At 73.9% G+C, this 15,042-nt stretch carries 8 protein-coding genes and 1 tRNA gene; all 9 read left to right on the top strand.

Annotation, left to right across the window (positions count from 1 at the left end; translation table 11 throughout):
* Positions 1 to 188 precede the first annotated feature (188 nt).
* The 9 genes from pepN (at position 189) to LRS07_RS22020 (ending at position 14,817) form a co-directional block, all read left to right on the top strand.
* A complete protein-coding gene (pepN, locus tag LRS07_RS11985) occupies positions 189 to 2,882 on the top strand; it encodes an aminopeptidase N (RefSeq protein WP_260498265.1) in 2,694 nt (897 codons plus the stop codon).
* Positions 2,883 to 2,923: 41 nt separating this feature from the next.
* On the top strand, positions 2,924 to 3,961 hold the full coding sequence (locus LRS07_RS11980) for a class 1 fructose-bisphosphatase (protein ID WP_260498264.1): 1,038 nt from the start codon (positions 2,924 to 2,926) through the stop codon (positions 3,959 to 3,961).
* Positions 3,962 to 4,229: 268 nt separating this feature from the next.
* A complete protein-coding gene (locus LRS07_RS11975) occupies positions 4,230 to 4,973 on the top strand; it encodes an FxDxF family PEP-CTERM protein (protein WP_260498263.1) in 744 nt (247 codons plus the stop codon).
* A 605-nt stretch (positions 4,974 to 5,578) separates the two neighbouring features.
* Complete coding sequence (locus tag LRS07_RS11970; RefSeq protein WP_260498262.1) at positions 5,579 to 6,451, top strand: N-acyl amino acid synthase FeeM domain-containing protein; 873 nt, start codon at positions 5,579 to 5,581, stop codon at positions 6,449 to 6,451.
* A 68-nt stretch (positions 6,452 to 6,519) separates the two neighbouring features.
* Positions 6,520 to 7,470 (top strand): ThiF family adenylyltransferase, encoded by a 951-nt coding sequence (locus LRS07_RS11965; RefSeq protein WP_260498261.1) that lies wholly within the window; start codon positions 6,520 to 6,522, stop codon positions 7,468 to 7,470.
* A gap of 5 nt (positions 7,471 to 7,475) precedes the next feature.
* The gene (locus LRS07_RS11960) at positions 7,476 to 8,567 is read left to right on the top strand and encodes a hypothetical protein (RefSeq protein WP_260498260.1); all 1,092 of its coding nucleotides are present in this window, start codon (positions 7,476 to 7,478) and stop codon (positions 8,565 to 8,567) included.
* A gap of 49 nt (positions 8,568 to 8,616) precedes the next feature.
* Positions 8,617 to 8,692 (top strand) — tRNA-Thr (locus LRS07_RS11955).
* Positions 8,693 to 8,966: 274 nt separating this feature from the next.
* Positions 8,967 to 10,751 carry an autotransporter assembly complex protein TamA gene (locus LRS07_RS11950; protein WP_260498259.1) on the top strand — a complete coding sequence of 595 codons (1,785 nt, stop codon included), beginning with the start codon at positions 8,967 to 8,969 and terminating at the stop codon, positions 10,749 to 10,751.
* Between the two features lie 67 nt (positions 10,752 to 10,818).
* Entirely contained in the window at positions 10,819 to 14,817 is a 3,999-nt protein-coding gene (locus tag LRS07_RS22020) for a translocation/assembly module TamB domain-containing protein (RefSeq protein ID WP_312028294.1), read from the top strand.
* Positions 14,818 to 15,042 lie beyond the last annotated feature (225 nt).

Below are 15,042 nucleotides of genomic sequence, written 5' to 3'. Positions count from 1 at the left end.
ACGGCTTTCTGACAGGCATCGCGGCTTCGCGCGTTCGCCCTCTTCGGACTTTCCCTGTCCGGGCTGCCCGGCGGCGCCGCGCGGGGGGCCTGTTGGCGGGCGATACCATGGCGAGTGCGCCGCCGTCCCGTGCCGTTGCGCCCGGACCCGGCCTGGCCGGCGGCCCTTCCACCCACAACCACAACACCATGCGCGAAGGCCAACCCGCCCCCATCCGCCGCGAGGACTACGCCCCGCCGGCCTTCCACATCACCGCGGTCGACCTGACCTTCGACCTGGACGCCGCCAAGACCCTGGTCACCAGCCGGCTGACGCTGCAGCGCAACCCGGCCTGCGCGCCGCAGCCGCTGCGGCTGCACGGCGAGGCGCTGAACCTGCTGCGGGTGTCGCTCGACGGGGAGAGCGTCAGCTTCCGCCACGAGGACGGCCTGCTGGTCATCGACGCGCTGCGCGACGCCGGCGACGCGCCGCTGACGCTGGAGATCCGCAACACCTGCTGCCCGGAGAAGAACACCCAGCTGTCGGGCCTCTACGCCAGCGACAGCGGCCTGTTCACGCAGTGCGAGGCCGAGGGCTTCCGCCGCATCACCTACTTCCTCGACCGGCCGGACGTGATGGCGACCTACACCGTCACGCTGAAGGCCGACAAGAAGAAATACCCGGTGCTGCTGTCCAACGGCAACCTCGTGGGCCGGGGCGACCTCGACAACGGCCGCCACTTCGTCAAGTGGCACGACCCGTTCCCCAAGCCCAGCTACCTGTTCGCGGTCGTCGCCGCCGACCTGGTGGCGCGCGAACAGCGCATCCGCAGCCGATCGGGCCACGACCACCTGCTGCAGGTCTACGTGCGCCGCGGCGACCTGGACAAGACCGAGCACGCAATGGCCTCGCTCATCGCCTCCATCGCCTGGGACGAGCAGCGCTTCGGCCTGCCGCTGGACCTGGAGCGCTTCATGATCGTCGCGGTGGGCGACTTCAACATGGGGGCGATGGAGAACAAGGGCCTCAACATCTTCAACACCAAGTACGTGCTGGCCAGCCCGGCCACCGCCACCGACACCGACTTCGCCGGCGTCGAGAGCGTGGTCGCCCACGAGTACTTCCACAACTGGACCGGCAACCGCGTCACCTGCCGGGACTGGTTCCAGTTGAGCCTGAAGGAGGGCCTGACCGTCTTCCGCGACCAGGAGTTCAGCCAGGACATGGCCGGCTCGGCCTCGGCCCGCGCCGTCAAGCGCATCGAGGACGTGCGCCAGCTGCGCCAGGTGCAGTTCCCCGAGGACGCCGGCCCCATGGCCCACCCGGTGCGGCCGGACGAGTACCTGGAGATCAACAACTTCTACACCCCCACCGTCTACGACAAGGGCGCGGAGGTGGTGCGCATGATGCAGACGCTGGTCGGGCGCGAGGGTTTCGCGCGCGGCATGACGCTGTACTTCCAGCGCCACGACGGCCAGGCCGTGACCTGCGACGACTTCGCGCAGGCCATCGCCGACGCCAACCCGGGCAGCCCGCTGTCCGAGCGGCTCGGCGCCTTCAAGCGCTGGTACTCGCAGGCCGGCACGCCGCGGCTCGTCGCCCGGGGCGAGCACGACGCGGCGGGCCGGCGCTACACCCTCACGCTGCGCCAGGAACCGGCGCCGCTGCCCGGCCGGCCGGCGGCCGAGCCCTTCGTCGTCCCGGTCGCCCTGGGCCTGCTCGACCGCGACGGCCGGGCGCTGCCCTTGCGACTGGAGGGCGAGGCGCAGGCCGCCGACAGCGAGCGGCTGCTGGTCCTCGATGCGCCCGAGGCCCGCTTCACCTTCCTGGACGTCGACGCGCCGCCGGTGCCGTCGCTGCTGCGCGGCTTCTCGGCGCCGGTGCACCTGGTCGACGGCCTGGACGACGCGGCCCTGCTGGTGCTGCTGCGCCACGACGCCGACGCCTTCAACCGCTGGGAGGCCGGCCAGCGCCTGGCGCTGCGGCGCCTGCTCGCCGCCGTGCAGGCCGACGCGACGCCCGAGGCCGACGACGCCTTCGTCGCCGCCATGCGCGCCGTGCTGCGCGACCCGACCCTCGACGCCGCCTTCAAGGAACTGGTGCTGACGCTGCCGGCCGAGACCTACCTGGCCGAACAGCTGGAAATCGTCGACCCGCAGAAGGTGCACGCGGCGCGCGAGTCGCTGAAGCTGCAGCTGGCCCAGGCCCTGCGCGAGGACTGGCGGTGGGCCTGGGAGGCGCACCAGCCGTCGGGCGGCTACTCGCCGGATGCGCACAGCGCCGGCCAGCGCGCACTGGCCAACCTGGCGCTGTCGATGCTGTGCCTCGATGCCCAGGCCCGCGGCGACGTGGTGTGGCCGGGCAAGGCCTACCAGCGCTTCAAGCAGGCGGGCAACATGACCGACGGCCTGGGCGCGCTGTCGGCGCTGGTGGGGTCGGGCAGCGAGCTGGCGGCGCCGGCGCTGGAGCGATTCCACGCCCGTTTCAAGGACGAGCCGCTGGTCATCGACAAGTGGTTCGCGCTGCAGGCCGCCGCGCCTGAAGGCCCCGGCCAGGCGGGCCACGCGCTGCAGCGGGTGCGCGCGCTGATGCAGCACCCCGACTTCTCGCTGAAGAACCCGAACCGCGCACGCAGCCTGCTGTTCACCTTCTGCGCCCACAACCCCGCCGGCTTCCACCGCGCCGACGGCGCCGGCTACGCCTTCTGGGCGGAGCGGGTGCTGGAAATCGACGCCTTCAACCACCAGCTGGCCGCCCGCCTGGCCCGGGTGATGGACCGCTGGACCCGGCTGGCGCCGCCCTACCGCGACGCCGCGCGCGACGCCCTCGCCCGCGTCGCCGCCGCGCCCACGCTGTCGGACGACGTGCGCGAGGTCGTCGGCCGGGCGCTGCAGGCCGCCTGAAGGACCGGCAACACCGAATCGTCATCACAGGAGAAGCGAACATGTCCCAACGCGTGAGCCTCACGCAGTACCTGGTCGAGCAGCAGCGCGAGCACGGCCGCATCAACGCCCAGCTGCGGCTGCTGATCGAGGTCGTCGCCCGCGCCTGCAAGCGCATCGCCATCCAGGTCAACAAGGGCGCGCTCGGCGACATCCTTGGCACCGCCGGCAGCGAGAACGTCCAGGGCGAGGTGCAGAAGAAGCTGGACGTCATCGCCAACGAGGTGCTGATCGAGGCCAACGAATGGGGCGGCCACCTGGCCGCCATGGCCAGCGAGGAGATGGACACCATCCACCTGGTGCCCAACCGCTACCCGCAGGGCGAGTACCTGCTGCTGTTCGACCCGCTGGACGGCTCGTCGAACATCGACGTGAACGTCAGCATCGGCACCATCTTCTCGGTGCTGCGCAAGCCCGACCAGCACCACGGCGTGGCCGAGAAGGACTTCCTGCAGCCCGGCTCGGCGCAGGCCGCGGCCGGCTACTGCGTCTACGGCCCGCAGACCACCCTGGTGCTGACCGTGGGCGACGGCGTGGCGATGTTCACCCTCGACCGCGAACAGGGCGCCTGGGTGCTCACCGCCGACCAGGTGCGCATTCCCGAGGAGACGAAGGAGTTCGCCATCAACATGTCGAACATGCGCCACTGGGCACCGCCGGTGCGTCGCTACATCGACGAATGCCTGGCCGGCAAGGAGGGCCCGCGCGGCAAGGACTTCAACATGCGCTGGGTCGCCAGCATGGTGGCCGACGTGCACCGCATCCTGAGCCGCGGCGGCGTTTTCCTCTACCCCTGGGACCGGCGCGAGCCCGACAAGCCCGGCAAGCTGCGCCTGATGTACGAGGCCAACCCGATGGCCTTCCTCGTCGAGCAGGCGGGCGGTGCCGCCACCAATGGCCGCGAGCGCATCCTGGCCCTGGCGCCGACGAAGCTGCACGAGCGCGTCAGCGTCGTCCTCGGCTCGCGCAAGGAGGTGGAGCGCGTGACCGGCTACCACCTGGAGACGGAGCCCGCCGCCGCGGTCAAGCCGGCGGCCTGAACCTTCCCCCCGCCTTCCCACCTTGCAGCAGGCTTTTCAAGGGCCGCCGGCGCCGCGCCGGCGGCCCTTGGCCTTTCGGAGGGTCGGTGGGACGAGCACCGACCGCGTTCCCCGTCGGTTGCACGGAGAAACGACTGTTCTTGATACAGCCTCCCCGGGGCGTGCCTCCCCCTGGACGAGGGACAGGTAACTACGGGGTCGAAAAGGGAACACCGTTTGCACTTGTAAGCCCGCGGCATCCGCCGTGTTGTGCAAACGGGAGTCAACCATGCAGTTCAGGCTCAAGGCCTTGGTCGCCGCGGCAACGCTGGCCACGGGCGGCTACGCATCCGCCATCACCATCAGCGGTCTCACCTTGCCCGACGGGGCGCAAATCCATGCCGGCACGGTGTACGAGAACATCGTCACGGCGCCAGGCCAGACGCTGGCCGGCTACGGCACGGTGGGGCAGATCAACGGCATGCCGCTGTCGTCGTACTGCAGCGGCTGCGAGCTGACCTTCACCTTCGGCGGCTACGTCGTCCAGACCATCACCTCACCGACCGACGTCACCTTCTCCGGCGGCTGGATCAACTTCTACCTCGACGGCTCGCCGGACTTCAACAAGGACACGGCCGCCTCCGCCAGCGACGGAACCCTGTTCCTCACGCTGGCCGGCCGCGGGCTGACGAGCAGCAACGTCAACACCGGGTCCGGCCTGCTGCAGGGCTCGGGCAACGGCGTCGCGGACGTGGACTTCACCGGCAACGCGAACGGCAACACGGTGGGCGCGGGGGCGGTGGCCAACGCCTTCTTCAACACCAACACCTTTGCCGGTGCCGACGTGTTGTTCAACACGTCCTACACCATCTACAACAATGGCTCCCCGCTCTGCCCCAGCGGTGCACCCTGCGTGGTGGGCAGCGCCGACATGCACGCCGCCCCGATCCCGGAGCCCGAGACCTACGCGCTGATGCTCGCCGGCATCGGTGTGGTCGGGCTCGTGGCCAAGCGGCGCCGCGCCAGCCGCTGATCGGACCTCGTCAGGCCTGCTCCAAAGGCCTGCTCGAAGCCCCGCGATGCGGGGTTTTTTTGTGCCGGCGGGATGCATTGATGCGCTGCAGCATTCGCAAAACCGGCAAATTCTTCCGAGTTCGCCGCTGGAGCCGTCAGAGGAGAGGGCCGGCGCGCCAGGTAAGGCTTACCTCTTTGCAACCGACCGCAACGAGTGCTGCCCCTTCAGCGATGTCGGATTTTTTCTTACAAGTCGTCGGACAGCCGCACGACCACGGCCCGCGGCTTCCTCGGCACGACCTGGTTTTCCCCTGTCAGCGAGGTGCGCTGACAGCGTCGCCTGACAAGCGGTGTTCACGTTTGATGACGGAACTGTTTGATACGGGTGAAGTGCGGGACCCGCCGATACCCCGTTGAACAATGCGTCCCGTCGGTGCACTGAACCCTTCGAAGGGCCGGGAGCACCGGCGCCGCACCGCGGCAAGACGTATCGCTCGCGGGTCCGATCGACGCTCCATGAGGGTCGGTCGCGGTCCCTGAATCCACCGTTCGTTCGCAGTACCGGACCTTCGCAATGAAGGCCAGGAGGCGGATGGCTGCCGACCACCAGGGAGGACATTCCACGTGAATTCCAGCACGCTGCATTTGCCTGCCGCCGCCGTACGCGCTGTGCAGGACCACTCGACGCGCCACGCCAACGTCGCGCCGCGAGGGCCGCAGGAAATCGCCTGCGGCACCCTGTCGGGCGAGCAGCGGTTCGCCATTTCCGTGGTGCCTGGCGGTGCGCAACGCGCCCACGCCGCCCAGCTGCTGCAGCGCATGTACGCCCACCGTGGCTACCTCGGCGTGCAGTTGCCGCCCGAGGGTGCCCGCCACGCGGTGACGCTGGTGGCGCACGAGAACGAGCAGACCGTCGGCACGCTGACGGTCGGCTTCGAGCAGCAGGGCCGCCTGCTGGCCGACGAGCTGTTCGCCGAGGAGATCGACCGGCTGCGCGACGCCGGCCACCGGGTGTGCGAGTTCACCAAGCTGGCGATGGACCCGATGCTGTCGTCCAAGCGGGTGCTGGCCGGCATCTTCCACGTCGCCTACCTGTGCGCGCACCGTGTCGAGGGCCAGGACCGCCTGGTGGTGGAGGTCAACCCGCGGCACGTCGCCTTCTACCGCCGCCTGCTCGGCTTCGCGCCGCTGGGTCCCGAGCGCTGGAACCGGCGGGTCGACGCCCCCGCCGTGCTGCTCGGCCTGGACCTGACCCACGCCCGGCGGGAGATCGCCCGCGTCGGCGGCCAGCCGGAACGGGCGGCCGTCGAGCGTTCGCTGTACCCGCACTTCTTCGCCGCCTCGCAGGAGCCGGCGATGGCCACCCGCCTGGCCAACGCCCGTGGCGAGCGCCAGGCCGTGGCGCACCAGGGCTTCTGGTCGTCGGTGCTGGAGCCGCTGGAGGACGCGTTCGAAGCGCTGGTGCCGGGCCACGGCGTCCGGTCCGCCACCGTCTGACGCGCCCGTCGCCCTTACATTTCCCCAGGCCCGCAGCCCGCGGGCCGCAGCAGTACCAGGTCCTTCCGATGAGTGCAGTACTGAAGGAACGTGCAGCCGTCCATGGCCTGCACGGCATCGAGCCCCAGGGTGAGCCCTGCTTCGACTACGACGAGGCGTTCTCGCGCAACCTCGGCTGGGTCACCGCCGACGAGCAGCAGCGGCTGAAGCACACCCGGGTGTGCATCGCCGGGCTGGGCGGCGTCGGCGGGGTCTACCTGCTGACGCTGGCGCGCATGGGCGTCGGCGCCTTCTCGATCGCCGACTTCGACCATTTCTCGCTGGCCAACTTCAACCGCCAGGCCGGCGCCAACGTCGACAGCGTCGGCCGCTCCAAGCTCGAGGTGATGGTGGAGATGGCCCGCCAGATCAACCCGGAGCTGGACATCCGCTGCTTCCCCGACGGCGTCAACGAGCGCAACCTCGACGCCTTCCTCGACGGCGGCGACGCCTACCTGGACGGGCTGGACTTCTTCGCCCTCGGCATCCGGCAGCGCGTCTTCCAGGCCTGCCGCACACGCGGCATCCCGGCGACGACGGTGGCGCCGCTGGGCATGGGCGCGGCGCTGCTGAACTTCACGCCGGACGGCATGAGCTTCGACGACTACTTCGGCCTCGACGGGCAGGACGAGGACGAGCAGGCGCTGCGCTTCCTGGTCGGCCTGTCGCCGGCGATGCTGCAGATGAAGTACCTGGTCGACCCGTCCCGGGTCAACCTGACCGAGCGCCGCGGTCCCTCGACCATCGCCGCGGTGCAGCTGTGCAGCGCCATCGCCGCCACCGAGGTGCTGAAGGCGGTGCTCGGCCGTGGCAAGCGGGTCGCCGCGCCCAGCGGGCTGCACTACGACGCCTACCACCACCGGTTGAAGAAGACCTGGCGGCCGGGCGGTCACCGCCACCCGCTGCAGCGGCTGCTGCGCCGCATCGCCGGCCGGCGACTCGCGGCGAAGGCGGCGCAGGAACGGCAGGCCGCCGGCTGACCGCCATGCCCCAGCGCGACACCCTGCTGCGGCTGGTCGAGGCCGGCCTGGCGGCGCCCTCCGCCGAGAACCGCCACGCGCTGCGCTTCGAAGCCGCCGCGCAGACGCTGGACCTCGTCGCCACCGACCACGCCGGCTGGCGCGAACAGCCGCACAAGGCCTGGCTGGCGCGGCTGGCGGCCGGCGCGGTGGTGGAGAACATCCGCCTCGCCGCGGCGACCGAGGGCCTGCGCGCGGAGACACGCTGGCTGCCCGATGCCGACCGGCCGGAGCACCTGGCCCGCCTTCATTGGCACCCCGCCGGGGTGGCCGGCGCCGACGCCTTGGCGGCGCAGATCGCCCAGCGCCACACCAACCGCCGCTTCTATCGCCGTGAACGCCTGGCGCCGGACGTGCTGCACAGCCTGTCGCAGGCGCTGGAGGGCCTGCCCGGCCTGCGCCTGGCATGGCTGGACGCGGCCGCCGCGCGGCGGCCGGCGCTCGCCGCCATCACCGGCGCCGAGGCCGAACGCTTCTGCCGCCGGCGGTTGCACGAGGAGCTGTTCGCCGGCGTGCGCTTCGAGCGCGGCTGGACCGGCTCCGTCGACGAGGGCCTGCCGCCCGCGGCGCTGGAGATCGAGCCGCCGATGCGCGCCGGCTTCGCCTTGATGCGCCACTGGCCGGTGATGCGCGGCCTGGCCGCCGTCGGCGCGCACCGGCTGCTGGCCCAGCGCGCCGCCCGCCTGCCCTGCGCGCTGGCGCCCCACCTCGGCCTGCTGGTGGCCGACAGCCGCAGCGCGGTGGCCACGCTGCAGGCCGGCCGCGGCCTGCAGCGGGTGTGGCTGGCGGCCACCGCGGCGGGTGCCGCCTTCCAGCCGATGGCCGCGGCCACGGCGCTGGCGCTGCAGCGACCTGGCGACGGCTGGGTCTCCGCCCGCGGCCAGCAGGCGTTGCAGCGTCGGCTGGACACCTTGATGGACCGGCTGGGCCTGCCCGATGCGGCACCGGTCATGTTCTTCCGCCTCGGGCGGGCGGCGGCGCCGAGCGCCGTCACCGGCCGCACGCCGGCGGCCGGGCACCTGGTGCTGCTCGACCCCGCCCTGCCCCGGGCGGCCTGAGCCCCACCGGCCGGGCCGGCACGGCAGGCTATACTCGCGGGCTGCACCCGCCGGTGTAGCTCAGTCGGTAGAGCAGCGCATTCGTAATGCGAAGGTCACCAGTTCGATTCCGGTCACCGGCACCAGATTCAGCACCACGAAACCAAGCGCGACGGAAGCCTCAACGGAAACCGAGCACGAGGAAACGGCAAGGGGCCTGACACACGTCAGGCCCCTTTGCTTTTGGCCCTGGCCTCGGCAGACCCGGGCTTCGGCGAAGCCAGGGTCGCGGTTTGCATGGCGGCGGCGTCCGACGATGGGGCGACCTGCCCATGACCTGCCGATGGCGCTGTTGTTCGAGGAGTCCCGACCCCCCGCGGCCGCACCCGGCCACCGAGCGCGCTGTGCGGCGCCGCCCTGTTGCTGGCCGCCCTGTGCTCCGGCTGCGCGGCACTGCGACCCGGCGGCGATGACGAGGCGAAGGCCGCCGCGGCGCCGGCCGAGGTGCTGCGCCTTGAGGTCGTCGCGCCCTCCCCCCTCGACGACCTGCTGCGCCAGCACCTCGACCTGGCGCGGGTGAACCGGCTGGCCGCCGGCCGTCCGGTGGGCGCGCAGGAGGTGCAGCGGCTGGTCGACGCCGCCCCGCAGCAGGCCAAGGCGCTGCTCGACACCGAGGGCCACTACAACGCCCAGGTCCGGGCCGAATCGCTGGGCGGCGATCCGCCTCGCGTGCGGGTCACCGTGACACCCGGACCGCGCACGGTCGTCGGCAGCGTCGACCTGTCGGTCACCGGCGCGCTGGCCGCGGACGCCGCGGCCGGTCAGCCGCACGCCCGGCGATCGCGGCAGGCCTTCCTCGACGCCTGGACCCTGGCGCCGGGCGATCCCTTCCGCGACGCCGACTGGGGCCGCGCCAAGGACCAGTCGATGGCCCGGCTGCGCGCGCAGGGCTACGTCGCGGCCGACTGGCGCAGCACCCGCGCCGCCGTCGACGCGGCGACCCAGCGCGCCGCGCTGCAGGCCGAGGCCGACAGCGGCCCGCTGCACCGCACCGGTCCGCTTCGCATCGTCGGCCTGAACCACCACGACGAGCGGACGGTGCAGAACATCGCCGACTTCCCGCCCGGCACGCCGGCCACCGAGACGCTGCTGCTCGACTACCAGGAGCGGCTGCAGCGCAGCGGCCTGTTCGACCGTGCCACCGTCACGCTGGCCACCGAGGGCGCCGATCCCGCGGCGGTGCCGGTGGAGGTGCGCCTGGCCGAGCGCCGACTGCAGGAGGCGACGTTCGGCGCCGGCTACAGCGCCAACATCGGCCCGCGGGTGTCGGTGGACTACATCCACCGCCGCCCCTTCGGCCAGGCCTGGCTGGCGCGCAGCCGCGTCGAGCTGGCCCAGCGCGAGCAGGGCTGGACCGGCGAGCTGAGCACCCACACGCTGCCGGGCCTGTGGCGCAACCTGGTCTCCGGCAACGTGCTGCGCCAGCGCTCGGACGACGACCGCGTCGACTCGGCCCGCCTGCGCGCCGGCCGGGCGCAGGAGACCCGGCGCATCAGCCGCCTGGTGTTCGTCGAGACCGAACGGTCGTTGACGACGAACCGCCTCGGCGAGCAGCGCTCCGACGCGCTGTCCGCGCACTACCACGTCATCTTCCGCGACCTCGACGACCTGCTGCTGCCCACGCGCGGTCAGGTGCTGTCGCTGCAGGGCGGCGGCGGGCAGGCGCGCTCGCAGCCGGGCGGCAGCGGGCCCTTCGCGCGGGCCTATGCGCGCTGGACCGGTTACCGCCCGCTCGGCAGCTGGTACGGGCAGGCCCGGGTGGAGGCCGGCCAGATCTTTTCCGCCGACGACGTGGTGCCCCCGGAGTCGATGCGCTGGCGCGCCGGTGGCGACGACTCGGTGCGCGGTTACGGTTACCGCGAGCTGGCGCCGGTGGTCAACGGCTCGCTGACCAGCGGCAAGGTCATCGTCACCGCCAGCGCCGAGATCGCGCGGCCGCTGCTGGCCCGGCTGCCCGACCTGTGGTGGGCCGCCTTCGTCGACGCCGGCCGTGCCGCGCAGCGCTGGGGCGACCTGAAGCCGGCCGTCGGCGCCGGCGTCGGCCTGCGCTACCGCAGCCCGATCGGACCGGCCAAGCTCGACATCGCCTACGGCGAGGAGGACCAGCGCTTCCGCCTGCACCTCACCGTGGGGGTGACCTTCTGATGGCCGCGTCCGAACAAGCCCCCCGCCGACCCCGACCCGGCACCGCCGCTGGCCGTGGCTGCTCGGCGTGCCGCTGGCGCTGCTGCTGGTGCTGGCGGGCGCGGTCGTGGGGCTGTGGCACAGCGACGCCGGCCTGCGCTGGGCGCTGGCCCGTGTGCCGGGCCTGCAGGCCGACGGCGTCGAAGGCCGGCCCACCGGCGGCGCCTACCGCATCGCCCGGCTGCAGTGGCAGGGCGGCGGCACCACCGTGACCCTGCGCGACCTGGCTTGGCAGGACGCCCGCTGGCGCTGGCGGCCGCACCCGGGCGCCTGGGTCGGCTTGACGCTGGTGCGACCGGCCGCCGCCGAGGTCGAGGTGCGCACCACGCCGCAGCCCGAGCCCGACCCGCCGATGCAGCCGCCGGAGCACCTGCGCCTGCCGCTGGCGCTCGCGGTGGAGGACCTGCGGCTCGGCCGGGTGCAGGTCAACGACCTGCCCACGATCAGCGGCGTGGCGGCCGATCTGGCGCTCGGTGCGGACGCGGGCGCCCTGCACCGCCTGCAGCGGCTGGCGCTGCAGGTGCAGGGGCTGCAGTTGCAGGCCTCCGCGCAGGTGGGCGCCGGTGGCGAGCTGCCGCTGCAGGCCGCTCTCGCCGTGGCGACCGCGGACGGTGCCCGGCTGCCCTGGCGGTTGACCGCCGACGCCAGCGGCCCGCTGCGCCAGCCGCGGCTGGCCGGCCGGCTCGACGCCGGCCCGGCCGGTCAGGCCGGCCTGGAGGCGGTGCTGGCGCCCTTCGCGCCCTGGTCGCTGGTCTTCGCCGACCTGCGGCCGCAGGCGCTGGACCTGTCGGTGCTGGCGCGCGGCCTGCCGGCGACCCGCCTCGACGGACAGGCCCGCGTGGACGGCGGGGCCGACGGGCAGGCCCTGCGCGTCACGGCCGACGTCACCAACGCTCGGCCGGGCGCCTGGGACGCCGCCCGGCTGCCGGTGCGCCGGCTGCAGGCCACCCTCGCCGGACGGCCGACCGACCCGCTGGCCCTGACCCTCGAACGCCTGATCGCCGACCTGGGCGGGGACGCGGCGGCCGGGCGGCTCACCGGCGACGGCCGGCTCGACGCGGGGACACTCGACCTGCGGCTGGCGCTCGACGCCGTGCAGCCGGCACGGCTGCACGGCGCCGCCCCGCCGATGACGCTGAGCGGTCCGGTGACGCTGCGCCTCGCCGGCCTGCCCACCGGGCCGACGCCGTCGCCACCCGCGCCGCTCGACGCGGCGGTCGGCGTCGACCTGCAGGGCCGGCTGGCGCGCCGCGGTGCGCCGCCGCTGCGGCTGACCACCCAGGCCACGCTGCAGCGCGCGGCCGACGGCCGGCTGGCCTTCGACCTGCCCTCGCTGCAGGCGCAGGCGGGCGACGCCTCGGCCCAGGCGCAGGCCGCGGGCCGGCAGGACGGCAACGGCCGCTGGGCCGTCACCACCGAGGGCCGGCTGCGCCGGCTCGACCCGGCCGACTGGCTGCCGCTGCCGGCCAGCCGCCAGCCCTCGTCGCTGACCGGCGACTGGTCGGCCGACGTGGTGGTCGCGCCGGACGCCGGTGGCCTGGCCGGCGTGCAGGGCCGCGCCCGGCTGCGGCTGGACGAGGGCAGCCGCCTGGCAGGCGTGCCGCTGAGCGCCGACGCCCGCCTGACCAGCGCCGCCGACCGTGCGGTGGGCGTCGACGGCTGGCTGCAGGCCGCCGGCAACCGGCTCAGCGCCGACGGCCGCACCACCGCCGGCGAGGCCGGCCTCGGCCAGTGGCGCATCGCCCTGCAGGCGCCGCGACTGGACGCGCTGGCGCCGCTGCTGGCGCTGGCGCCGGGCAGCGCAGACTGGCGGCCCACCGGCGGCTCGGCCACCGGGCAGGCCACGCTGGCCGGCCAGTGGCCCCGCCTGCGCACCGAGGGCCGGATCGAGCTCGACGCGCTGCGCCTGCCGGGCCTGGCCGCCGACCGGCTGCAGGCGCAGTGGCGCTTCGGCGGGCTGGTGGCCGACGCGCCGCTCGGCCTGCAGCTCGACGCCGCCGGCCTGGCCCAGGGCGAGCGCCGGCTGCAGCGGCTGCAGGCACGGCTGGACGGCACGCTGTCCGCGCACCGCCTGTCGCTGCAGGCCGACAGCCCCCTGCAGCCGCCGGCCTGGGCCGGCGCGGCGCCGGGCGGCAGCCGGCTGGTGCTGGAGGCCAACGGCCGCTGGCAGCCCGAGTCGAGCGGCAGCCGCTGGCAGGGCACGCTGCAGCAGCTGCGCGCGGCGCCGCGCCAGGGCGGCGGCACACCCTGGCTGCAGGCGCAGGACCTCGGCCTCGACACCCGGCTCGACGCCGCCGGCCGGCCGCTGCAGGCGTCGTTGGCGCCGGGCCGGCTCACCGTGCTCAACGCCGCGCTGCGCTGGACGACCGCGCGCTGGCAGGCCGCCCAGGGCGGGCGCGCCCAGCAGGCTCGCCTGCAGGCCGAGCTGGAGCCGCTGACGGTGGCGCCGCTGCTGGCCGCGCTGCAGCCGCAGTTCGGCTGGCGCGGCGACCTGGCCATCGGCGGCCGGGCCGACATCACGCTGGCCGAGACCCTGAACGCCGACGTGCAGCTGTCGCGGCGGTCGGGTGACCTCGGCCTGCGGGTGGATGGCCGGCCGCTGGACTTCGGCCTGCAGGCGCTGCGGGTCACCGCCCGGGCCGACGGCGGGCGCTGGCAGCTGGCGCAGACGCTGGCCAGCGACCGCCTCGGCCGCATCGACGGCCGGCAGACCCTGACCGGCGCGCCGGGCGACCTCGCGCCCACCGGCGACGCCCGGCTCGACGGCCGGCTGCAGCTCGACCTGCCGGCGCTGGCCGCCTTCTCCCCCTGGGTGCCCGCCGGCTGGCGCGTCGACGGCCGGCTGGCCGCCGACGTGGGGCTGGGCGGCACGCTGGCCTCGCCCGACCTGCGCGGCGAGGTGTCGGGCCGCGAGCTGGCCGTGCGCAACCTGTTCCAGGGCGTGAACCTGCGCGACGGCCGGCTCCTGGTGCGGCTCGACGGGCAGCGGGTCCAGGTGGCCGAGGGCGTCTTCCGCAGCGAGGGCGACGGCCTGCTGCGGCTGGACGGCGAGGCGGCGCTGTCGACGCAACCGCAGGGCCGGCTGCGGGTGGTGGCCGAGCGCTTCCGCGCGCTCGACCGGGTCGACCGGCGGGTCACCGTCAGCGGCAGCGCCACGGTGGCGCTGGCGCAGCAGCTGTCGGTCGACGGCCGCTTCCGGCTCGACGAGGGCCGCATCGACATCTCGCAGTCGGACGCGCCGGCGCTGGACGACGACATCGTGGTGCTCAACCGCGAGGGCACCGTGGCGCCGAAGGCGCCGGGCGGGTCGGCGCCGCCCGGCCTCGCGCTGCGGGTGGCCGTCGACCTGGGCCAGCAGCTGCTGCTGACCGGCCGTGGGCTGGACGCGCGGCTGGGCGGCGAGCTCGACGTGACCACGCCCAACGGCACGCTGGCGGTCAACGGCGTGGTGCGCATCCTGGAGGGCACGTACACCGCCTACGGACAGAACCTCTCGGTGGCGCGCGGCAACGTCGTCTTCACCGGCGACGCGGCGAACCCCCGGCTCGACATCTTCGCCATTCGGCCGGACATCGACCAGCGCGTCGGCATCACGGTCAGCGGCAATGCGGTCAACCCGCGGGTGCGCCTGACCAGCGAGCCCGAGCTGCCCGAGATCGACAAGCTGACCTGGCTGGTGCTGGGCCGTGCGCCGGAGGGCCTGGGCCGCGCCGACACCGCGCTGCTCCAGCGCGCCGCGCTGGCGCTGGTGGCCGGCGACAAGGGCGGCAAGGGTGGTGGCGTGGCCGAGAAGGTGGGCCTGGACAAGCTGACGCTGCGCGGCGGCAACGCGGCCGAGGGCGGCGGTGCCGTCATCGGGCTCGGCAAGCAGCTGTCGAAGCGGCTCTTCTTCGGCTACGAGCACGCGCTGGCCTCGGCCGGCGGCTACTGGCAGATCGTCTACCGCGCGGCCGGACGCCTCACCCTGCGCGCCCGCGCCGGGCTGGACAACGCCATCGACGCGGTGTGGACCTGGCGCTGGGAGTAGCGGACCCACCGTGAAGCCTCGGGACATCGCGTCCTGAGGCAGGCCATCTGGACATCGCACCGCCACCGATGCCGACATGCGGGTGGCACCGGTTGTGGCGGTGCCGCCCGGCGGGCGCGCGATGCCTCGTCGACGCCCCCTGCAGCCGACCTCCAGGCCGCGACGGCGAACGTTGTCGCGGCGTCGCGGCGCCCGTGCGCGCATCGGCATGGTGGGCTGCGCCCC

The organism is Aquabacterium sp. J223 (genome assembly GCF_024666615.1).
Taxonomy (GTDB): domain Bacteria; phylum Pseudomonadota; class Gammaproteobacteria; order Burkholderiales; family Burkholderiaceae_C; genus J223.
Note: the sequence above shows the minus strand (reverse complement) of the source record. Positions and strands in the feature narration are given on the sequence as shown.

Coding starts and splice junctions, on each gene's coding strand:
- pepN (WP_260498265.1), top strand. CDS start 189: ATGCGCGAAGGCCAACCCGCCCCCATCCGCCGCGAGGACTACGCCCCG.
- LRS07_RS11975 (WP_260498263.1), top strand. CDS start 4,230: ATGCAGTTCAGGCTCAAGGCCTTGGTCGCCGCGGCAACGCTGGCCACG.
- LRS07_RS11960 (WP_260498260.1), top strand. CDS start 7,476: ATGCCCCAGCGCGACACCCTGCTGCGGCTGGTCGAGGCCGGCCTGGCG.
- LRS07_RS11980 (WP_260498264.1), top strand. CDS start 2,924: ATGTCCCAACGCGTGAGCCTCACGCAGTACCTGGTCGAGCAGCAGCGC.
- LRS07_RS11965 (WP_260498261.1), top strand. CDS start 6,520: ATGAGTGCAGTACTGAAGGAACGTGCAGCCGTCCATGGCCTGCACGGC.